Here is a 22,937-nt window from a genome sequence, read left to right as displayed (position 1 = left end):
AATTAAAAAACACTTCGAATAGAAGTGTTTTAAGTTATTTGTTTTATCCACTTTTTAGAAAGAACTCTAGGTACACCAATTGCAAATTTTACTATTTCCTCTAACATAACAAGTATTACTACATATTGAATAGGCCATTTTAAAAGCATAGATCCTATAAATGCTGCTGGAACACCAACTAGCCATACTGCTCCCATTTCTAAGAACATAGAAAATTTAGTATCTCCTCCACCTCTTAGTACTCCAACTATAATTGTTGAGACTGTTGCTCTTATGAAAAAGCTCAATCCCATTATTACAAGTAAGCTTCTAACTGTTTTATATAAGCTTGGATTTATATTATTAAAAAGTTTTAAAATTAAATCTGGAGTCAATGCCATTGTTATTCCTAAAGCCAAGCCTAATCCTCCTGATATAACTATAAACTTCATTGCATATTCATAAGTTTTTTTAATATCTCCTTTACCTATATTGTTGCCTACCATTACTGCACAAGCACTTCCAAGCCCTCTTATCAATACGAAGAATATATTTTGAATTGTTATTGTAAGCTGAATTGCTGCTGCAGCTTCTTCTCCAATACGAGCATATGCTATTGAATATAGAACTTGACCTAGGGCCCAAAAACTTTCATTTACTATAACTGGAGATACAGTCTGCATATATTTTTTAACAAAAGATTTGTCCCAATCCATAAGCTCTTTAAATTTAGCACTTAAAGGTCCTATATCATGGTATACTGCATATAGTAAAAGTAATAATTCTACAACTCTAGCCATTAAAGTTGCTATTGCTGCACCTCTTACTCCCAAAGCTGGAAATCCGAATTTACCAAATATAAGTAGGTAGTTAAATACTGTATTTACTACAAATGATATTGCTGATGCTTTCATAGGCACTTTTGCTCTTCCAGTACTTCTTAGGGCTATACCATATGAAAATCCTATAGCTGTAACTATATATGACAGTGAAATTATCTTTAAATATTGACTTCCCAGTCTTATTACTTCTGGTTCAGGTATTAATATTCTCATTATATGTTCTGGAAAAAAGAATGCAGCTATTGTAAATATAATTGCTGTAAATGTGCTAAGTGAAACAGAAAAACCTAGCACTCTTCTTATATTAGCTATATCCCTTTTCCCCCAATATTGAGAGATAAATATTGAAGATCCACTATTAATTCCAAAATTAATTAATATAAAAAAGAAAAAAACTTGATTTGCAAGACCTACAGCCGCTATACTAGATTGACCTATATTACTTATCATCAAGGTATCTATCATGTTTAAAGACGACGTTATTAAGTTTTGTAAAGCAATAGGTATAACTATTGCTATCATAGATTTTAAAAATATTTTATCTTTCCAAAATTTCATTTTTACCTCCTAAAAAAAAGATTCTAATATGCAATCATATTATAATAGCACATTAGAATCTTTTTGTATATAGTTGTTAATTTTTTATTTATCCCTTGGATTTCTACCTACTTATTTTCAAAAATAGGTAAAGCTTCTAAAAAAATAATATCTTTTCTGTCAGCAGCTTCTCCTTCTGCCAATATGGCTGCTTTTGCACTAATAATACCTCCTAGAGACTCTACAAGTCTTTCTAATGCTTGAATAGATTCCCCAGTACTAATCACATCGTCAACAATAGCTACTCTCTTGCCTTTTATTTCATCAGCATCTTTTTCATCTAAGCATAATATCTGTTCTTTTTGTGTAGTAATTGATACTACTTCATCAACAACTGGTTTGTTCATATAGGGCTTTATACTTTTTCTTGCTACTATATATTTTTTCATATTCATTATTCTTGACATTTCAAACACTAATGGAATTCCCTTTGCTTCAGCTGTTACTATTAAATCTATTTCTGGCAATCTATTTACTATTTTTGGAGCTGCTGCACATATAAGTTCAGTATCTCCAAGTATTACAAAACTTGCAATGCTAAGTTTTTCATTTATTTGTATAATAGGTAATTCTCTACTTACTCCTGCCACATTTAAACTATATGTTTTATCCATTTAATTGATCCTCCTTAATTATTACATCCCTACAAATGATGCCATAGTCTTCAAAATAATCCCTGATAACATACCTAGAAATGGATCGGTTATGGCTGTTACAGTCATAGTTATTCCACCAACAATTGGACCACCAGGTACTCCTGTAGTACTTAATGCAGCTATTGCATTAACTGGTACAGTCACAATTCCTCCAAGTACAAACAGGAAACCTGCGATTGATTCACTAGGTATATACTTTCCTAACTTAGGTAATAATCCCCCAAATAATATTGCTGCCATTATCCCCATCATTAAAACACCTGAAAATAATGGATTGGGTGCTCCTCCTGTTGCAGAAATAATTGATTCAACTGGACCTCCTCCAAACATTGCAGATGCTAAGTCTGCAAGACTACTTACAATTGATAAATGGTCAATATTTATATCAGTATTTGCTATATTACCAGTAATCTTTCCAAAGGCAATATTGGCACCAATATTTAGACAAATCATAGCCAATGCTCCACGCATAACTTCTAAATTTATAACTGGTTTTTGAAATACTATTTTTTCTCTTTCATTAATATTTATATCTGATTCTTGCTTTAGTAACATTGCAATAATACTTGATATTATTACTGATAATGCAATTGTATATACTAAATCCTGTGTAAACATATAGGTTATAAAACTTATACCTATAGAAGTAAATCCTATTATCTTGTTTTTTCTCGCCATATCAATTGCAACACGTGTTAACATAATACCAACCCCTGCCATCATACCACTAGTAATTGCAGGCCCTATAAAATCTACTATCCTTTCTAATAACCCTAAAGCACCTATAATTGCCATACCTATGGCTCCTAACATTACCATAGAAATTCTTTCTTTCATATTTTTTCCCATAGTTCCTGCTAGTGTAATTGTCTCTGCTTGAAATGATACTGGTGCTACTAAACCAAAAACCAAGCATCCTATTGCTCCAACTATAAATGCAAATGCTGTTGGTACAGATGCAAATCCAAATGATAAAGCTAAAAGTCCTTGAGGCAATCCATTAAGAATAACACTTAAGGCTGCAAGTAAATCTTTTAATAATTCCATAGATACTCTCCTTTATATAGCTCTCAAATAATTTGTAATAATAAAAAGCTAGAATTCTTTCCTAGGAAAGAATTCCAGCTTTAAAGGGCAAAAATAAGGTAAAGATTTCCAGCTTACCTTTTTTTAGTTCTTGTCTGTTATTCTTACCCATAGTAAAATAATTTACGGTTATCTTGTAGAAACTCTCGAACCATATTATCGAGATTATATGAGAGCAATTTTTTTATTTTTTACTTTATAACTATAACAAAATATTCGACATTTTTCAACATTTTTTCATTAATTTCTTTATCCAATTAAATTAAAAAGTCTTCCATCCTATAAAAGGATGAAAGACTATAAATCAATCAGATTAATCTTTCAATCTGATTCCATCTTTTGTAAACTCTATCATATCTTCTTTTAAAAGCCTACCTATAGCTCTTTTAAAGCCTGATTTACTCATTTGTAATTGTTTTTTGATTTTTTGTGGGTCACTTTTATCATTAAGCTTTAATTCCCCACCATTTTGCTTTAATTTTTCTAAGATTACATCTGAATCTATATTCATCTGTAAATATGATCTATGTCTTAAACTTAGATCTAATTTTCCATCTTCTAAGACTTGATTTATTCTTACTTCTATGGTTTCTCCTACTTCATGAGCACCTAATATCTCTTTTTTAGGAATAAGTCCATCATACTTATCTTCTACTGCTACAAAGGCACCTATATCTCTATTTATACTATATATAGTTCCCTCCACTATATCATTCTCCTTATAAGGAGAGTCTGTGCTAAGCATGTCTTTAATCTTCATAGTAGCACATAGTCTATCTGATTTATCTATATATATACCAACTAAATACTCTTTACCATTTTGAATAGATCCAACTGTTTCAGAAAATGGTAAGAATAAGTCCTTTTCTAATCCCATATCTAAAAATGAACCTATTTTTGTAGTGCTTACTACTGGTAAATGTACAATCTCTCCTACAGTTGCCTTAGGCATATTAGTTGTAGCTATTATTCTATCTTTAGAATCATTGTATACAAATACTTTTATTTTATCTCCTACTTTTGCACCTTTAGAAATTTGTGCTTTAGGTAATAAAATATCATCCTCTACTGGACTTTCTTCGTTTAAAAAAGCTCCCATTTGTTTAAATCTTTTTATTTCTAATTCTTGTATTTCTCCTAATTTTATCATTTTCCACCTCTTTGAGTATTTTCTAAATTAAAATTTTAGTTTGGAAAGAGCATCTGCAAGTTCTGTGTTTATAGGTTCGTCTTGTTTATTTTGCTTTTTCAGATATCTAGATACTTCTTTTTTGTTCAATCTATTCTTTTGATTTTTCTTTCTTTTATTAAAACTAGACAATTTTTCCCTATACCCACATACACATGTAAATATTCTCCCTTCTCCTTCTCCTCTTAATTCTAACTTTTTCTTACAATTTGGACATCTTGCATTTGTAGTTTGAGATATATTGATTTTACTACCACATTCTCTATCTTGACATATATACATTTTACCTCTTTTGTTTTTCACTTCCAACATATATTTTCCACAATCTGGACATTTAGTTCTAGTTAAATTTTCATGTTTGTAAATCTTTTCACTTTTCTTTATATCATCTACAATAGTTTTTGTATAAACTTTCATCTCTTCTAGAAATTTGTCTTTGCCTAAATTGCCTTCTTCTATTAAGCTCAACTTCTTTTCCCATTTTCCCGTCAATTCAGGAGACTGTAAATCTTTAGGCACTAAATCTAAAAGCTGTCTTCCTTTTCCAGTAATGTGGATGTCTTTTCCCCTATTTTCTATTAAAAAAGTTTTAAATAGCTTTTCAATAATATCTGCCCTAGTTGCCACTGTACCTATTCCACCGGTTTCACCTAATATTTTTGCTATTTCTTTGTTCTCGCCTTCCATGTGTTTTACAGGGTTTTCCATGGCCATTAATAGAGTTCCCTCATTGAAGTATGCAGGTGGTTTAGTATAGTCATTTGTCTTTTCTAAGGATTTTATTTTAATGATATCTCCCTTTTTAATCAAAGGAAGATTTTGATCCTTTATATCCTCATCTGAATCTTCATCTTCTATGTCAGAATAAATGGATTTCCAACCCTGTTTTAAGACTCTTTTACCTTTAGCAATAAATTTTTCTCCACTTATTTCACCTATAATTGTAGTTTGCTCATATTCAAAAGGAGGATACATTGCTGCTAAAAATCTTTTTATAACTAAATCATATACCTTTCTTTCCTTATTACTAAGTTCTGAAAGTAAAAGTCTTTCTTCAGTAGGAATAATTCCATGGTGATCAGTTACTTTTTTATCATCTACAAAGGGTAATTTTGAATTTATAGGTTTATCTATTATCTTTGATACCATTTCCTTATAGGGTCCTATATTGACAGCTTTTAATCTATCTTTCAATGTAGGGATTATATCCTTAGTCAAATACTTAGAATCAGTCCTTGGATAAGTAAGTATCTTGTGTCTTTCATAGAGACTTTGCATTATTGATAGGGTCTCTTTTGGTGAAAAATTAAATATTTTATTTGCATCTCTTTGAAGATCTGTTAAGTCATAAAGTGGCTTTGGATACTGCTTTTTTAATTTTTTATTTATTTCTACTACTTGTAAGTCCTTATCCTTTAAATTTTCTAATTTGTCTTCTATAAGAGCTTTATCAAAACTTCTACTATTGTTGTTTTTGTCTTGCCATATTAATTTTAAATCTTTAGTTACTGCTCTAATACCAAAATATTCTCTTGGTTTAAATCTTTTTATATCTTCTACCCTATCGTATATCATCTTTAATGTTGGACTCTGAACTCTACCACAGGAGAGACTAGAGTTATGCTTTACTGTTAAGGCTCTTGTAGCATTTATTCCTACAATCCAATCAGCTTCAGCACGAGCTTTAGCTGCATTATAAAGGTTTTTGTATTTATTGCCATCTTTTAAATTGTTAAATCCATCTTTTATTGCCTTTTCTGTAACTGAAGATATCCATAATCTTTTAATCTTTTTATGAACATTTGACTTTTCTATAATCCAACGGGCTACAAGTTCACCTTCTCTCCCAGCATCTGTTGCTATTATTATCTCATTTATATCTTTTCTATACATTAATTTTTTAACTGTATGAAATTGTTTTGAGGTATTTTTTATTACAACTAATTTAGTCTCCCTAGGAATTATAGGTAAATCTTCTAGATTCCATGTCTTATATCTTTTTTCATATTCTTCTGGATCTCCTAGGGTAACTAAATGCCCTAAGGCCCAGGTTACTATATATTTATCCCCTTCTATAAATCCATTGTTTTTTTTATTACATTTTAATACCTTCGCTATATCTCTACCTACTGAAGGCTTTTCAGCTAGTACTAAAGCTTTACTCATTTAAACATCCTTCCTCATCTTTTTTGTCTTTCAATCTTTTCCTCTAATTCACTTAAGTATATCCATCTTTCCATTTGATAGTCTAATTTCTTTTCCATATCTTTTTTTTCATTTAATAACTCTTCTAACTTTACATAATCACTGGTAGATTCTTGTATTTTTTCATCTATACTGTCTATTTCATTTTCAAGATTAGCTATCTTTTCATCTATATTCTCCCACTCTCTCTTTTCATTGTATGAGAATTTTAGATTTTGATTTTCTTGTTTATCTTTAATTTTAATATTGGTTTTTTCTTGTTTTTGTTTTGTATCTATTTTTTCTTCTCTATCCTTTATTTTTTCTTTATAATATGAATAATTTCCTGTGTATTGTTGTATTTTCCCTTCTCCTTCTAAGACAAATATCTTTTCAACAGTCCTATCTAAAAAGTATCTGTCATGGGATACTACCACAACTGTACCTTTAAATTCATCTAAATAATCTTCTAAGATTCTAATGGTATCTATATCTAAATCATTTGTAGGTTCATCTAGTAGAAGTACATTGGGAGACTCTATTAAAACTCTTAAAAGTTGAAGTCTTCTTTTTTCTCCACCTGAGAGTTTCTCTATGGGAGTCCATTGAGCTTCTCCTGTAAATAAAAATCTTTCTAACATCTGTGAAGCCGATATCTTAGCCCCATCATTTGTCAATATATATTCTCCACCTTCTTTTATATATTCTATAACTCTCATATCTTCTTCCATAGATGTTGTGTCTTGAGAAAATACTCCTATTTTTACAGTTTCTCCTATATCTATATCACCAGAATCTGGCTCTATTCTTCTAGAAATAATATTTAAGAGAGTAGATTTCCCAGCTCCATTGGCGCCTATTATCCCTACTCTGTCATTTCTTAAGAAAGTATAATTAAATTTATCTATTAAAAGTTTATCTTTAAAAGCCTTTTTAATGTTCCTTATTTCTATTATCTTTTTCCCTAAACGTCTATTTGCAACTGTTATATCAATTTTCTCATCAAAAATATCCAAAGAAGTTTCATTTAATTTATGAAAACGGTCAATTCTGGCTTTTTGCTTGGTACTTCTAGCTTTTGCCCCTTGCTTCATCCAGGCTAGTTCTTTTTTTAGAATCGATTTTCGTTTTCTTTCACTAGCTAATTCTATTTCTTCTCTTTCAAACTTTTTTTGTAAAAAGTAACTATAGTTTCCATCATATTTATAAAGATTACCATCACTTAATTCTACAATACTAGAAACTACTCTATCTAGAAAGTATCTATCATGAGTGATCATCAAAAGAGCACCCTTTCTCCTTTTCAAATAGTCCTCTAGCCATTCTATTGTTTCATTGTCTAAATGGTTTGTAGGTTCGTCCAATATAAGGAGATTAGAAGGGTTTATAAGTGCAGAAGCCAAAGCTATCCTCTTTTTTTGCCCTCCTGACAATTTTCCTACCTCTTCTTTGAAGTTGGTAATTCCAAGTTGAGTCAATATAGATTTTGCTTGAGATTCTAAATTCCAACCATCTATTTCATCCATCTTTTTTGTAAGTCTTATAATTTTCTCATTTGAACTACAATCTTTAATAGCCTTTGTATAATCTCTAAGTATTTTTATATTCTCCGAGTTTCCATTAAATACTTGTTCTATTACACTAGCTTTTGGATCAAAATCTGTATCTTGAAATAAATATTCTATATCAAGATTATTACTTTTTATAATTTCTCCCTCATCTGGTTTTTCTAATCCTACAATTAATTTTAAAAGTGTAGATTTTCCAGTTCCATTTATACCTATAAGTCCAATTTTATCGGTTTCATCTATATAAAAGTTTATATTTTTTAGTATCTGTTTTTCATTATATTTCTTTGATAAATTTTCTATATTTATAAGGTTCATCTTTTTCCCTCTCTATTTAAGATATTATCATTATATCATATTTAAACATTTATAAAAGAATCTCCTAAAAAAGTATTAAAAATAAAAAAGTTAGCTAAGAACTAGTTCTCAACTAACTTTTAAAGCATCAAAACTAAAGCACTCTTGCTTCGCCTTTAAATATCTGTCCTGTTGTTCCATCTATTGTAACTATATCTCCATCTTTTAATATAGTAGTAGCATCTTCTGCACCTACTATAGTTGGCTTATTAAGATTTAGCCCTACTATAGCTGCATGAGATGTTAGTCCACCTTCTTCAGCTACTATTGCAGATGCCCTTTCCATTACACTTATCATATCCTTATCAGTACCTATAGTGACCAATATATCTCCATCAGAAAACTTTGATAACATCTCTGATTCATTTCTAATGACACAAACTCTTCCTGATATAGATTTTTGTCCTATTCCATTTCCAGTTAAAAGTATCTTTCCAACTGTATGCACTTTGATTAAATTGGTTGATCCTGATAGTCCTACAGGGATACCTGCTGTGATTACTATTAGATCTCCCTCTTTTACATAACCTGCATCTATAGCTGCTTCTACCGAATTATCTATTACTTCATCTGTAGAATTACTCTCTACTGCTAGTACAGGATACACTCCCCACTCAAGGGCTAATTGTCTTCTTACTTCCTCTGTAGTTGTAACTGCTACTATTGGAGCTTTTGGTCTGAACTTAGATACAGATCTTGATGTATGTCCTGAAGAAGTTGCAGTTACTATAGCTGCTGCTTTTAAATCCTGTGCTGTATAACAAGTTGCCTTTCCTATGGCATTTGTTGTTGTTATATCTGATTGATTTGACTTTGATTTAAGTAAATTTTCATGGTCAAAAGATTCTTCAGTTTTAGTAGCTATTTTATACATAGTCTTAACTGAATTTACAGGGTATTTTCCTGCTGCTGTCTCACCAGATAACATAATTGCACTTGTACCATCTAATATAGCATTTGCAACATCTGTCACTTCAGCTCTTGTAGGACGAGGATTTCTCATCATAGAGTCTAACATCTGAGTTGCAGTTATAACAGGCTTCCCTGCCATATTGGCCTTCTTTATCAATTCTTTTTGAACTAAAGGCATGACTTCTGCTTGTATTTCAACTCCAAGATCTCCACGAGCCACCATTATACCATCGGATGCTAATAGTATATCATCCATATTGTCCACACCTTCTTGATTTTCAATTTTAGATATAATGTGGATATTTTGACCTCCATTTGATTCTAAAATTCTCCTTATTTCCATTACATCTTCTGGTTTCCTGATAAATGAAGCTGCTATAAAATCTATGCCATTCTTTATTCCAAATACTATATCATCTATATCTTTTTGGATTATTGCAGGTAAATTAATCTTTACATTAGGTACATTTACTCCCTTATGATTTTTAAGTGTTCCATTATTTAATGCAATACATTTTATATCTGTGCCATCTATTATTTCAAGAACTTCTAATTCTACAAGTCCATCATCTATTAAAATCATATTTCCAACTTCTATATCCTTTGGTAATCCTTCATAGGATATACTTACTATATTTTTATCTCCCAATATATCCCTTGTAGTTAAGGTAAATATATCACCCTGCTCTAATTCTATAACACCATCTCTAAAGTCTTTTAATCTTATCTCAGGCCCTTTAGTATCAAGCATTATAGCTATAGGCAATCCCATTTCTTTTCTTATTTTTTTTATGGTGTCAATTCTCTTTTGATGTTCTTCATGGGTTCCATGGGAAAAATTTAGTCTACATACATTTAACCCATTTTTAAATAATGCTCTTAATATTTCCTCTGATTCTGAAGCTGGACCTATAGTAGCCACAATTTTAGTTTTTTTCATCATATTCCTCCTAGATAGATAATAATTTGGTTGTCTCAAACATTTGTTTATTAAAGACTTTTTTAATCTTTAGTGCTGTAGAAATTTCTAAATCTATGATTTCATTACATTTAATACCTAATGCTCTCCCAGAGTTTTCCTCTATTAGTAATTCTACTGCCTTTCTACCCATTTGACTTGCAAGTATTCTATCATAAACTGCTGGTGTTCCTCCCCTTTGAATATATCCTAAAATAGTTACACGAGTGTCTATTTGTGCACTTTCTTCTATTTTTTTTGCTATATCATAAGGACTTCCTACACCTTCTGCTACTATTATTATATGATGTAATTTCCCTCTATTTTTACCTTGAATTGTTTTTTTGATTACTTCATCCATATTTAGGTCTATTTCTGGAACTATAATACTTTCAGCACCTCCAGCAAGTCCTGCATAAAGGGCTATGTCTCCACAGTTTCTTCCCATCACTTCTACTATATTTGCTCTTCCATGAGAAGTGGAGGTATCTCTAATTTTTCCAATGGCATCTACTGCCGTATCCACAGCAGTAAAAAATCCAATTGTATAATCTGTATATCCTAAATCATTATCTATTGTACAAGGTATAGCAACAGTAGGAATTCCTGCCTTAGATAATTCACTGGCACCTTTCATTGTACCATCTCCACCTAGAACTACTAAACCATCAATTCCAAATATATCTAAAACATTTAAGGCCTTTTTAAATCCTTCTTCAGTCATAAATTCCTCTGATCTACTACTCCTTAACATAGTTCCACCTCTATGGATAATATCTGCCACTGAAGACAGGTCCATATCATCTATATTTCCATTGATAAGACCACTATATCCTTGTTTTATGCCCATCATACGAATATTATTATATATACCTGTTCTTACAACTGCTCTTATGGCAGCATTCATTCCAGGTGCATCTCCTCCACTACTTAGTATCCCTATAGTCTTCATATAATCCTCCTTACATTATTCTAAGTTCTAAGATAGCTGCTTGGATATCCTCAGCTTCAAACTTAGGCCCTAAAATTTCATATACTTCTTCTCCAGCTTCCATTGTAAGATATTTCATTTTCACAATAAAACCTTCCTTTTCTAGCATTTCTTTAACTTCCAGGGCCCAATTATGTCCTGTTGCAACATATACAGTAGTCCACATAATTTGTATCCCCCTTATATTTTTTATTATCTACAAAATTTACCAAGAACTCATTATATTATCTTTTCCTAAAAGGTCTTCTAATTCTAGAATTACATTTTGATTGTCCTTTTCAATCCAAAGAGTTTTATCTGAAACAAATGTCTTTTCCTCTTTCTCTAAATATAAATATACTGGAGTATCTCCTGGATATTTTTTCAATATAAGTTTAACATTATTAAATATATTCTTAGAACTATCTTTTGAAATTTTAATATATAATTTATCTAAATTTAGCTTATTTAATGGTGAAATCCTTTCACAAATTATCTTAGGATCTTCAACTTCTGAGATATTTAGCCTCCCTTCTATAATAATCAAATCATCTTCTTTTATCAAATGATTATATTTTTCATATTGCCTTGGAAATATAATACATTCAATCGAACCATATATATCTTCTAATTTTATAAAACTCATCATATTGTTGTTCTTAGTAATTTTATTTTTTTTCTCTGATATAATTCCGCCAATCTTAACTTTTTTTCCATCTTTATATTCTTTCGATTGAAATATATCTTCATCCACATCTGAAAATATTTCTGATGTATTTATGTTCGAAACTTTATTAAGTGTTTCTTCATAGGATTCTAAAGGATGTCCAGACATATATATACCCAATATTTCTTTTTCCATTGACAACAATATTTCCTTTGGAAACTCTTTTAAGTCTGGAAAATTATCTTTTTTTTCTTCTGCTCCTGGAGATTCAAATAGTGAAAATTGTCCTTCTAAATTTCTTTTTCTGTCTGCATGAATCCCATCTATTGTTTTTTCATATATTGCTAATAATTGAGCTCTATTTCCTCCTAATCCGTCCATTGCTCCAGACTTTATCAGACTTTCTATTGCTCTTTTGTTTATAGCTGTAGAATCTACTTTTTCAACTTTTTCTACAAAATCTGTAAAACTTATAAATTTAGAATCTTTTCTAGCTTTTATAATAGCTGTAATTAGATTTTCTCCCACATTCTTTACTGCACTAAGTCCAAATCTAATATTCTTTTCAAATACAGTAAATTTATGATGTGAATGATTTATATGAGGAGGAAGAATTTCTATATTTAATCTTTTGCACTCTTGTATATATAGGGAAACAGTATTTGAATTTCCCATTACAGAAGATATTTGAGCTGCCATAAATTCTACAGGATAATAATATTTTAACCAAGCTGTTCTATATGCTATAACTGCATAGGCAGCAGAATGGGATTTGTTAAAAGCGTAGTTTGCAAAATCTATCATCAAGTCATAAATCTTATTTGCTGATTTTTCATCTACACCATTTCTTATGGCACCTTTTATTATTATTTCATCATCTTCATTTAATTTTCCATATATAAAATTTTGCCTTTCCTCTTCCATTACTTTCATCTTTTTCTTGCTCATAGCCCTTCTTACTAAATCTGCTCTTCCCATGGAATACCCACCAATATCTCTTACTATCTTCATAACTTGCTCTTGATAGACAATACATCCGTAAGTTACATCTAGTATTGGCTCCAATTTAGGATGAATATACTCTATTTTACTCGGATCATGTTTACATGCTACAAAGGTAGGAATCTGATTCATAGGCCCTGGTCTAAAAAGTGAATTGGCTGCTATTAAGTTTTCAAAAACATTCGGCTTTAATTCTTTTAAAAAGGCCCTCATGCCAGGACTTTCAAATTGGAATATCCCTAAAGTTTCAGCCTTTGCAAACATTTCTAAGACTAAAGGGTCTTCATAGTTAAAATTAGTAAAATCTATTTTTTCACCATAATTTTCTTCAATTAAATTAACTGTATCTCTTATAACTGTCAATGTTCTAAGACCTAAGAAATCCATTTTTAAAAGTCCTAACTCTTCAAGTTCAGTCATATTAAATTGAGTACTAATTGCATCTTTATTTCTTAATAAAGGTACATAGTTTGTAATAGGCTCTTTGGATATAACTACCCCTGCTGCATGAGTTGAAGTATGCCTTGGTAGCCCCTCCACTGCCATAGCAAAGTCTATAAGTTTCTTCACCTTTTGATTATTATCATATTCATCCTTTAAAGATTTATTGATTTCTAAAGCCTTCTGTATGGTCATACCTAAGTCTGTAGGAATTTGCTTTGCAATATAGTCTACTTCTCCATAACTCATATTAATAGCTCTACCTACATCTCTAATTGATCCTCTAGCAGCCATGGTTCCAAAAGTTACTATCTGGGCTACTCTATCTGCACCATATTTATTTACTACATATTGTATTACTTCTTCTCTTCTTTCATAACAAAAGTCTATATCTATATCTGGCATAGTCACTCGTTCTGGATTTAAAAACCTTTCAAACAATAGTCCATATCCTAGTGGGTCAATGTCTATTATACCTAGTCCATAGGATACAATGCTTCCTGCAGCACTTCCCCTTCCTGGTCCTACCTCTATTTTATTATCCTTAGCAAATTTTATAAAGTCCCAAACTATTAAGAAATAATCTATATATCCCATGTCTACAATTGTATTAAATTCAAAATTAAATCTATCCATGATTTCTTTGTCTATGTTTTTATATTTTTTATTTAATCCTTCCAAAGTTAATTCTCTTAAATAGCTTTCATTTGTGTATCCATCTGGTACTTTATATTCTGGCAGATGTAAAGTTTCAAAATCTAGAGTAACATTGCACCTATTTGCTATCTTAACTGTATTGTTTATTGCATCTTCATAGTCTTTAAATATATCTTCCATCTCTTGTGGAGATTTAAGGTAAAATTCTCCTGTAGGAAACTTCATTCTATCTTTTTCATCTACAGTTTTTCCTGTTTGAATACATAGGAGTATATCATGTACTATTGAATCTTCCTTTTTTAAATAATGAACATCATTTGTAGCAACTAAAGGAATGTCTAATTCCGTACTCAATTTAGCTAATTCTCTATTTACCTTAGATTGCTCTTGTATACCATGATCTTGAAGTTCTAAAAAGAAATTTCCTTCTCCAAATATCTCATTTAATTCCATAGCCGTTTCTTTAGCAGCTTGATAGTTATTATCCATTATATATTGTTGGATTTGTCCCCCTAGACATGCTGAAAGGGCTATAATACCCTTATTGTACTTTCTTAAAATACTGTGGTCTACTCTAGGCTTATAGTAAAATCCATTTACATAGGCCTCTGATACTATCTTCATGATATTTTCATAGCCTATATTATTTTCTGCTAGAAGTACTAGATGATATTGATTTTTATCTTTAGGCTCCTTGTCTGTATATTTTCCCGTTGATATGTATATCTCAGCTCCCAAAATAGGGTTGACACCAATTCTCTTTGCTTCTTTATAAAATTGTATTACTCCAAACATTGAACCATGATCTGTTATGGCTATACTTTTCATGCCCAATTTTTTAGTTTGCTCTATCAAATCTTTTATTCTAGCCGACCCATCTAATAGGCTATATTCTGTATGAACATGGAGATGTACAAAATTATCTAATGTATCCATAATACCATCCTTCCCATATCTATTTTAACATATAGATAAATAAAAGACTTCTAAAATGAAGTCTTTATGCATTATAATCTAGTTTTTCTATTGCAGGAGATATAAGCAAAAGATCTATAGTTTTAAAATCATCTAAAATTCTTTTGCTCCAATTGGGAGTTCTTTTGTCATTTGAAAACTTCTTTGCAACTAAGATACTTTCCTCTATAATATTGAGTCCACTTTGATCCAATTCTCCTGTTTCTCTAGATATGATTATAGATTTATATGGAGTTTCATTAGGCTTTACACTTCCAGATAAAGGGTGTGTTAATAATTTATGCCCAATATGTATCTTATCTCTTACTGTTTTTAATACATCTAAATATAAAAAATCTTTATCATAAATTAGATCTATATGATCTTTATATTTGTCTTTTACAAATTCATTATTAGTAATTAAAATACCTTCCATATTTCCTCCTAATTATACTTTATTTAATCCACTTTCTATCAATTTCCCTAAAACTTCTAGAGCTCTATTTTCATCTGAGCCATCAGCTATTAAAGTTATCTCTTCTCCATGAAAAGCTCCTAAAGACATTACACCTATAATACTCTTTGCATTTACTCTTTGACCTTCAAACTCTATCTCTATATCACTTTTAAATTTACTAGCCTCTTGTACAAATATTGCTGCTGGTCTTGCGTGCAATCCATCTGGATTATTTAAAATCAAAGCTATTTTTTTCACTATATCACCCCTTCAAACTCTCTGCTATTTCTTCTATTTTTCTAAATCTATGATTTACTCCTGACTTTCCCAAAGGTGGGTTTAACATCTTTCCTATTTCCTTTAAGCTAGCATCTGGATTTTCAAGTCTAATTTCTGCTATCTGTCTTAGATTATTGGGAAGCTTATTTATTCCCATTATATTTTTTATAGTTTCAATATGTTCTATTTGCCTCATAGATGCATTTATAGTTTTACCTAGATTTGCAGTCTCACAGTTTACAATTCTATTTATATTGTTTCTTACCTCTTTTAAAACTCTTATATCTTCTAATTTTAATAGAGCTTGATATGCTCCTATTATATTTAATAGATCCACAATTTGAGAACCTTCCTTTAAGTATATAACATAATACTCTTTTCTCAAAACTATTTTAGAGCTTAATTTAAAAGAATTTATAATATTGGACAAATCTTGTGCATGTTCTTCATTGTTAGTTACAAATTCTAAATGATAGGTCTTTTCCGGATTACTTATAGATCCTCCTCCTAAGAAAGAACCCCTTATATAAGATCTCTTGCAACATCTTTTTTTGATTAATCCTTTGTCTATTTTATATTTAGGTTTAAAGATATTCAAATCCTTCACATCTATAAACCCTACATCCACTAAAATTTTTTTAGTTATATTTTTATCATTTACCACAATTAAATAATTATTATTCTTTTTTAGCTGTCTATTTCTTCTTACCATTACTTCCACATTAGTATTATAAATTTGTTTTAAAAGAGAAAATATCCTTCTAGCTATTGCTGCATTCTCAGTAGTAAATTTTAAATTTATTCTATTTTGATTTAAAATTTGAATTGTACCACTCATTCTAACTAAAGCAGCTAATTCAGCTATTAAACAACATACATCTTCTATAGGCATCCTTGATAACTCACTTTTTGTCTTTGATGAAAAAGACATACTATCACCTCTATATATTTTTGATCATTTGCAAGCTCTTTCTTAGTATCTTTTTTTCATCTTCATATCTTAAAATATCTTTTGCCTTATGTTTATATACAAATAAGGCATCTACAAATCCTTCATTCTTTTGAGGAGTACACTGCATAGAGCTTGATCTCATTAAATACCAATGAACAGTTTTAGACACCATTTCATTTTTTTTAGTATTCTTATAATGATAATTTATTTTACCTATATACTCTATTATTTCTCCTTTTACGCCAGATTCTTCCAATACTTCTCTTAAGGCAGTTGTCTTTAACATTTCTCCCTTTTCTACTCTTCCTTTTGGCAGTACCCAGTCTCCATTATATTTTCTTAAAAGTAGTATAGTGTTTTTAAATATTACAACTCCTCCAGAGCTAATTTCCTCGATCATAGTACCACTCCTGCACCATCATGTATTAAATCAATTATACTATATTTTCCTATAATTTGTAAGGAGTTTCCTAAGTATAATTTATATTGTTTAGTATAATTTTTTTGGGGAAATATATAAATGAGGTGAGCAATATGATCAATGAAAAATTTATGATTAAATTACAAGGTAAAAGTTATGTCACCTATGAAGGTCTTTTAGATTTAGCTCATCAAAGTGGATTGAAATCTATAGAGGTTGAAATCCTTCAAGTACCTAATGATGAAAATAATATGACTGCAATTTGCAAGGCAATTATAAGGACTGAAGATAAAACTTTTGTAGATATCGGAGATGCAAGTCCCCGCTCTGTAAATTCTGCTCTTATTCCCCATATAATTAGAATGGCTTCTACTAGAGCTAAAGCAAGAGCTTTAAGAGACTTTACAAATGTTGGCATGACCGCCATAGAAGAACTTTCTATAGATGATAGCCTATCTGAAGAAGATGGGAGTTATAAAGTAGACCCTCCAACTCCTAGACAAATTGAAACAGTAAAAAAACTCTTGGAAGGTTCAAATTTAAAGGTTGACTTAGATGCCCTGGATAAGAAATCAGCAGGCACTTTGATTTCTAGACTATTAGATGAGAAAAAAAACAAGCCTTAAGGCTTGTTTTTGCATATATCCATTAATATCTCACTTATTTTTTTGCTATTATGCCTTATATATCCCTTTTCTATGTCTACTAAATCCTTTTCTATTACTTTTATATTTCTTTTTTCTAATATTTCTTTATGCTCTTTTTTTAAAACTACTGGTCTAGAACCATCTGTTATATATTTTTCTAATATATCTTCAGGTATCATCTCTGTATTTGCTATTACATAGTCTAAAAAATCTTGTCTACTATGATTTAATATAGCATTTACATGATCTAGTACATCATATTCTTTAGTCTCTCCTAGTTGAGTCATTACATTTGATATATATAGTTTAGGAGCCTTTGCATTATATATAGTTCCAACTATATTATTTATAAGTAAATTCGGAATTACAGATGTATATAAACTCCCAGGCCCCAATACTATTAAATCAGCTTCTTTTATTGCCTCTACCCCTTCTTCTAAAGGATTTGATATTTTAGGATCTATAAACATTCTTTTAATTTTATTCTTTGTATTCTCTACTACAAGAGGTATATTAGATTCCCCCCTTACAATCTTTCCATCTTCTAATTCAGCAAAAAGTTGAACTTCTTCCAAAGTCATCGGAAGCACTCTTCCTGTAATTGCAAGTACATTACTAGTTTCTTTGATTGCCATTTCAAAACTGTCATATATACCATTCATAGCAGCTATTAGTAAATTACCAAAGCTTTGACCTTTTAGCATTCCATTGTCGAACCTATATTGAAATAATTTTTCCATTGTAGGCTCTGTATTAGCAAGTGCAAGCAAACAAGATCTAATATCTCCTGGAGGCAGCATACCTAAATCCTCTCGTAAAACTCCAGAGCCTCCTCCATCATCAGCCACTGTAACTATGGCAGTAATATTTGAAGTATATCTTTTAAGTCCTCTAAGAAGTATAGAAAGTCCTGTACCTCCACCTATTACTACTACATTTGGATCTTCGCAGATTTGTTTTTGAAAATCATTTTTTAACGGCATCTCAACTCCCCTTTATTATTCCATATCTCTATGACTTACAATAGTTCTATGACCATTTGCTTTAAGTATTTCCCCTATCTTATTTGCTATGGCTACAGATCTATGAAATCCCCCCGTACACCCTATTCCAACTACTAATTGAGTTTTTCCTTCTTTAACATAAAATGGTATTAAAAATTCTAACATATCAATTACCTTAGATACAAATATATTAGTCTGAGGCCATTTAAACACATAATCTCTAGTTTCCTCATTTTGTCCTGAGAGCTCTTTTAACTCTTTTATATAATAGGGATTAGGTAGAAATCTAACATCAAATATTAGATCTCCGTCTAATAGCATTCCATTTTTAAACCCAAAAGAATTCACCAGTATAGAAATTTTCCTCTTTTCCCCACCTTCTGAAAATAATTTGTAAATCTCATTCTTAAGCATACCAAGACTAAGTCCCGATGTATCTATTATATAGTATGCAGAATTCTTTAATTCGTTTAATAGTTTTCTCTCTTCTTTTATTCCCTCTGTAATGCTTCCTTCTGGCTTCAAAGGATGTGGCCTTCTCAATTCTTTATATCTTTTAATTAACATATTATCTGATGCATCTAAAAATAATATCTTGTAGCTAATTCCCTTATCTATTAAATCTTCTAATGATTTAAATAAATCATTAAAAAATTCTCCACCTCTTATATCCACCACTATTGCAACTTTATTTATAGGCTTTTTAGACTCATAGACAAGTTCAGCAAATTTTGATAATAAGGCAGGTGGAAGATTGTCCATACAATAATAGCCCATATCCTCCATGGTTTTCATAGCTTGAGATTTTCCTGCCCCTGACATTCCAGTAATAACTAAAACTTCCATTTCATCACCACCTATATAATGTTCTTAATTCTATTTAAAGGAACCCCTGCAAGTTTTGCTCTTTTAAAGGATTCCTCTACATTTCCAACATCCTCTGGTCTATGAGCATCGCTATTTATTATAAATTCCACATCTTCTTCTAAAGCTAATTGTATGCTCTCTACAGAGAGTTGACTATGTTTAGAATTGATTTCTAAAGCTGTGCCAACTTTTCCAGCTTCCCTTGCTAGTCTTTTAATGTCAACCTTTGCCTTTGATCCAGGATGAGTTATAAAGCTTATTGAGTATTTATTTATAGCATTTATCAATGCATCTGTGTTCATATCAATTACTTTTTGCCTTCCAATAGGCATCAGCTTACTTAGAGGGTTTTTCACATATAGACCTATTCCATCTGATAAACCCTTAGGAGTTGCACCATAATGATATCCTAACAAGAGTATATCTGTTAATTTTATCAATTCTTCATCCATATCTATAGTTCCATCTAATCCAATCAAATTTGACTCTACACCTAATAAAATATTTATACCTTTTTTATTGTACTCTTTATTTAGCTTATCTATTTCTTCCCTCATTAGAGGAAGCTTTTCTTTTTTTACTCCATAAAGATAATGTCCTGGACCATGGTCACATATTGCTACTTCTTTAAGACCTCTTTGAAGCGCCCAGTTTACATTATCTCTAATACTACCTGTACCATGACTAAAAGTCGTGTGTGTATGGTAGTCTCCATATATTTTCATTTAATCCTCTCCTATAATTTTTATCTCTGGTTCAAGTTCAATATTAAATTTATCAATGACAGTTTTTTGTACTAATTTTATTAAACTAAGCACATCTTGGCAAGTAGCTTCATCTATATTTACAATAAATCCACAATGCTTTTGTGAAACTTGAGCACCACCATATTTAAAACCTCTAAGATTTGAATCATCTATTAGTTTCCCCGCATAGTTGCCTTCAGGCCTTTTAAAAGTACTACCACCACTAGGCAGTTCTAAAGGTTGCTTTGAAGTTCTCTTTTTAGTAAGCTCTTTCATCTTTTCTTTAATCTTACTGTGATCTCCCTTTTCAAGTTGAATCTCCATTCCTAAAACTACTAAACCTTCTTCTATTACTTTACTATTTCTATATCCAAAATTCATTTCCATATTTTTATATTCAACTATATTATTATTTCTATCTATGGCCCTTACCCTTGTTATAATATCCTTCATCTCTCCACCATAGGCTCCTGCATTCATAGTTACAGCCCCTCCTATGGTACCTGGAATCCCATTTGCAAACTCTATACCTGTCAGTGAATTTTCCATAGCTCTTCTACTCACAGCTGTTAGAAGGGCTCCTGCCTTAGCGTAAATTTTATCACCATTTACTTCTATATCATTGAAATTATCGTTTATTTTTATTACTACTCCCCTTATACCTCCATCTCTTACAAGAAGATTGCTACCATTCCCCATAATAAAAAAGTCTATATTATTATCTCTACAAACCTTTATAGCTTGTAGGATTTCATCTTCATCCTTTGGCAGAAGCATAATATCTACAGATCCACCTATTTTAAAAGAAGTATGATTTTTCATCATTTCATCTATAAGTATATTATCTATTTTTATATCCTTAAATATTTGGACTAATTTCTCTCTATCCAAATTATCACCCCTTTAACTTATTCTCTATTTATTTTATCATATACTATTATACTATGCCATATTCATATTGTTTTAAAATATATTATGATAAATGTCGATTTATGTACTATTTATAGTGTTTTAGGGGAAAACCTTTACATTGACTGCTTTTGGAGTACAACCAAACATATAATAGCTATTACTAATATATATATATATTAAGGAGGGGATTTCATGGAAAGTTTAGCAAAAATAGTAAGTTTATTAAACGATTGGTTATATTCTTATATTTTAATTGCACTACTTTTAGGTCTGGGTATCTATTTTACATTTAAGATTGATTTTGGTCAATTTAAATTAATTGGCCATATGTTCAAACTTCTAACCCAGAAAGCCTCAGTAATAGATGGTAAAAATGGGCTATCACCTTTTAAAGCATTTTGTATTTCAGCTGCTTCACATATTGGTACAGGTAATATTGCTGGTGTTGCCTTCGCCATAGCAGCAGGAGGTCCAGGTGCTGTATTTTGGATGTGGATAATTGCTTTAATAGGCGCAGCTACAAGCTTTGTAGAAAATACATTAGGTCAAATTTATAAAGTAAAAGATAAAGACGGATACAGAGGAGGCCCAGCTTATTATATTGAACAGGCTATTGGAAACAGAAACTTAGGTGTGATATTTTCTATACTTACTGCTGTAACCTTTGGATTTATGTTTAATTCTGTACAGTCTAATACAATAGCAAGTGCTTTTTCAAGGTCTTTTGACATTCAACCTATAATTGTTGGATTAGTTTTATTTATACTTACAGGAATTGTAATATTTGGTGGAGTTAAAAGAATTGCCAATGTTTCTTCAGCTATAGTACCAGTTATGGCTACCTTATATATTGGCCTTGCATTATTTATAATGCTAAAAAATATAACTTTAGTCCCAAGAATGTTTAAAATGATAATATCAAATGCTTTTGGAGCTAAAGCAGTCTTTGGTGGAACTATTGGTGCAGCCATAATGAATGGAGTTAGAAGAGGACTATTTTCTAATGAAGCTGGTATGGGTAGTGTTCCAAATGCTGCTGCTACTGCTGATACAACTCATCCTGCTAAACAAGGATTAATTCAAGCTTTAGGAGTATATGTTGATAGTATTTTAGTATGTAGTGCTACAGCTTTTATCATATTGCTTTCTGGACTTTTAGAAACTGGAACTGATTTAGAAGGAATACAACTTACTCAAGCCTCTATTAGCGCTCAAGTTGGTAGTTGGGGAGGAGTTTTTATAGCCATTTCAATTCTTTTGTTTTCTTATAGCTCTATTATAGGTAATTATTATTATGGTGAAACCAATATAGAATTTATAGATGCAAATCCTATATTTCTTACTGTTTATCGTGTTATTGTACTAGTTATGGTGTTCTTAGGCGCTATTGCAGACTTTGGTATTGTTTGGAATGCAGCCGATGTATTTATGGGATTCATGGCAGTTATAAACTTACTAGTAATTTGGAAATTAGGTCCTATTGCTTTTGATACATTTAAAGATTATACTAGTCAATTAAAAGAAGGGAAAAATCCAGTATTTAATCCTACTTCTATACCTAGATTAGGAAAAGTTGAATGTTGGAATAATAAAAAAGTTGCAAAGTAAAAATAGATAAAAAAAGATTACCAGC

General features: G+C 30.7%; 20 protein-coding genes and 1 riboswitch. Of the genes, 2 read left to right on the top strand and 18 right to left on the bottom strand.

From position 1 onward, the window contains the following. Positions 1-29 precede the first annotated feature (29 nt). The 14 genes from AC4PG3_RS05745 to AC4PG3_RS05680 form a co-directional block, all read right to left on the bottom strand. Entirely contained in the window at positions 30-1,379 is a 1,350-nt protein-coding gene (locus AC4PG3_RS05745) for an MATE family efflux transporter (protein WP_492198104.1), read from the bottom strand. A 107-nt stretch (positions 1,380-1,486) separates the two neighbouring features. Beyond that, a complete protein-coding gene (locus AC4PG3_RS05740; RefSeq protein WP_492198103.1) occupies positions 1,487-2,032 on the bottom strand; it encodes a phosphoribosyltransferase family protein in 546 nt (181 codons plus the stop codon). 21 nt (positions 2,033-2,053) lie between these two features. Beyond that, positions 2,054-3,121, bottom strand: coding sequence for an NCS2 family permease (locus AC4PG3_RS05735; RefSeq protein WP_492198102.1), 1,068 nt, complete (start codon positions 3,119-3,121; stop codon positions 2,054-2,056). 130 nt (positions 3,122-3,251) lie between these two features. Then, positions 3,252-3,353: riboswitch (purine riboswitch) on the bottom strand. Between the two features lie 120 nt (positions 3,354-3,473). After that, the gene (locus AC4PG3_RS05730; protein ID WP_492198101.1) at positions 3,474-4,310 is read right to left on the bottom strand and encodes a CvfB family protein; all 837 of its coding nucleotides are present in this window, start codon (positions 4,308-4,310) and stop codon (positions 3,474-3,476) included. 27 nt (positions 4,311-4,337) lie between these two features. After that, positions 4,338-6,515 carry a DNA topoisomerase III gene (locus AC4PG3_RS05725; RefSeq protein WP_492198100.1) on the bottom strand — a complete coding sequence of 726 codons (2,178 nt, stop codon included), beginning with the start codon at positions 6,513-6,515 and terminating at the stop codon, positions 4,338-4,340. A 14-nt stretch (positions 6,516-6,529) separates the two neighbouring features. Then, positions 6,530-8,419 carry an ABC-F family ATP-binding cassette domain-containing protein gene (locus AC4PG3_RS05720; RefSeq protein WP_492198099.1) on the bottom strand — a complete coding sequence of 630 codons (1,890 nt, stop codon included), beginning with the start codon at positions 8,417-8,419 and terminating at the stop codon, positions 6,530-6,532. 133 nt (positions 8,420-8,552) lie between these two features. Continuing rightward, on the bottom strand, positions 8,553-10,313 hold the full coding sequence (pyk, locus tag AC4PG3_RS05715) for a pyruvate kinase (protein WP_492198098.1): 1,761 nt from the start codon (positions 10,311-10,313) through the stop codon (positions 8,553-8,555). A 7-nt stretch (positions 10,314-10,320) separates the two neighbouring features. After that, positions 10,321-11,280, bottom strand: a complete 960-nt coding sequence (gene pfkA, locus AC4PG3_RS05710) for a 6-phosphofructokinase (RefSeq protein ID WP_492198097.1) — start codon at positions 11,278-11,280, stop codon at positions 10,321-10,323. Positions 11,281-11,290: 10 nt separating this feature from the next. Next, positions 11,291-11,485 (bottom strand): hypothetical protein, encoded by a 195-nt coding sequence (locus AC4PG3_RS05705; RefSeq protein WP_492198096.1) that lies wholly within the window; start codon positions 11,483-11,485, stop codon positions 11,291-11,293. Positions 11,486-11,524: 39 nt separating this feature from the next. Next, complete coding sequence (locus AC4PG3_RS05700) at positions 11,525-15,001, bottom strand: DNA polymerase III subunit alpha (protein WP_492198095.1); 3,477 nt, start codon at positions 14,999-15,001, stop codon at positions 11,525-11,527. Positions 15,002-15,065: 64 nt separating this feature from the next. After that, entirely contained in the window at positions 15,066-15,455 is a 390-nt protein-coding gene (locus tag AC4PG3_RS05695) for a GrdX family protein (RefSeq protein WP_492198094.1), read from the bottom strand. A 12-nt stretch (positions 15,456-15,467) separates the two neighbouring features. Next, the gene (locus AC4PG3_RS05690; protein WP_492198093.1) at positions 15,468-15,734 is read right to left on the bottom strand and encodes an HPr family phosphocarrier protein; all 267 of its coding nucleotides are present in this window, start codon (positions 15,732-15,734) and stop codon (positions 15,468-15,470) included. A gap of 4 nt (positions 15,735-15,738) precedes the next feature. After that, a complete protein-coding gene (gene whiA / locus AC4PG3_RS05685) occupies positions 15,739-16,686 on the bottom strand; it encodes a DNA-binding protein WhiA (RefSeq protein ID WP_492198092.1) in 948 nt (315 codons plus the stop codon). Positions 16,687-16,696: 10 nt separating this feature from the next. Then, positions 16,697-17,107: an NUDIX hydrolase gene (locus AC4PG3_RS05680; protein ID WP_492198091.1), complete on the bottom strand. Its 411-nt coding sequence runs from the start codon at positions 17,105-17,107 to the stop codon at positions 16,697-16,699. Positions 17,108-17,241: 134 nt separating this feature from the next. Between AC4PG3_RS05680 and AC4PG3_RS05675 the strand changes: the two genes are divergently transcribed. Then, complete coding sequence (locus tag AC4PG3_RS05675; RefSeq protein ID WP_492198090.1) at positions 17,242-17,754, top strand: hypothetical protein; 513 nt, start codon at positions 17,242-17,244, stop codon at positions 17,752-17,754. On the opposite strand, the gene AC4PG3_RS05670 is transcribed toward AC4PG3_RS05675, so the two are convergent. The 4 genes from AC4PG3_RS05670 to murB are packed head-to-tail and all read right to left on the bottom strand — an operon-like array spanning position 17,751 to position 21,283. Beyond that, positions 17,751-18,758: a gluconeogenesis factor YvcK family protein gene (locus tag AC4PG3_RS05670; RefSeq protein ID WP_492198089.1), complete on the bottom strand. Its 1,008-nt coding sequence runs from the start codon at positions 18,756-18,758 to the stop codon at positions 17,751-17,753. The genes AC4PG3_RS05675 and AC4PG3_RS05670 overlap by 4 nt on opposite strands. Positions 18,759-18,773: 15 nt before the next feature. Beyond that, on the bottom strand, positions 18,774-19,625 hold the full coding sequence (rapZ, locus tag AC4PG3_RS05665; RefSeq protein ID WP_492198088.1) for an RNase adapter RapZ: 852 nt from the start codon (positions 19,623-19,625) through the stop codon (positions 18,774-18,776). Between the two features lie 11 nt (positions 19,626-19,636). After that, complete coding sequence (locus AC4PG3_RS05660) at positions 19,637-20,371, bottom strand: PHP domain-containing protein (protein WP_492198087.1); 735 nt, start codon at positions 20,369-20,371, stop codon at positions 19,637-19,639. Beyond that, positions 20,372-21,283 (bottom strand): UDP-N-acetylmuramate dehydrogenase, encoded by a 912-nt coding sequence (murB, locus tag AC4PG3_RS05655; protein ID WP_492198086.1) that lies wholly within the window; start codon positions 21,281-21,283, stop codon positions 20,372-20,374. A 213-nt stretch (positions 21,284-21,496) separates the two neighbouring features. Here murB and AC4PG3_RS05650 point away from each other — a divergent pair, with 213 nt between their 5' ends. Beyond that, positions 21,497-22,912: an alanine/glycine:cation symporter family protein gene (locus AC4PG3_RS05650; protein WP_492198085.1), complete on the top strand. Its 1,416-nt coding sequence runs from the start codon at positions 21,497-21,499 to the stop codon at positions 22,910-22,912. The last annotated feature ends 25 nt before the right edge of the window (positions 22,913-22,937 follow it).

It is taken from the genome of Tissierella sp. QWL-11, from assembly GCF_058683765.1.
This window is presented reverse-complemented; position numbering and strand designations above follow the sequence as displayed.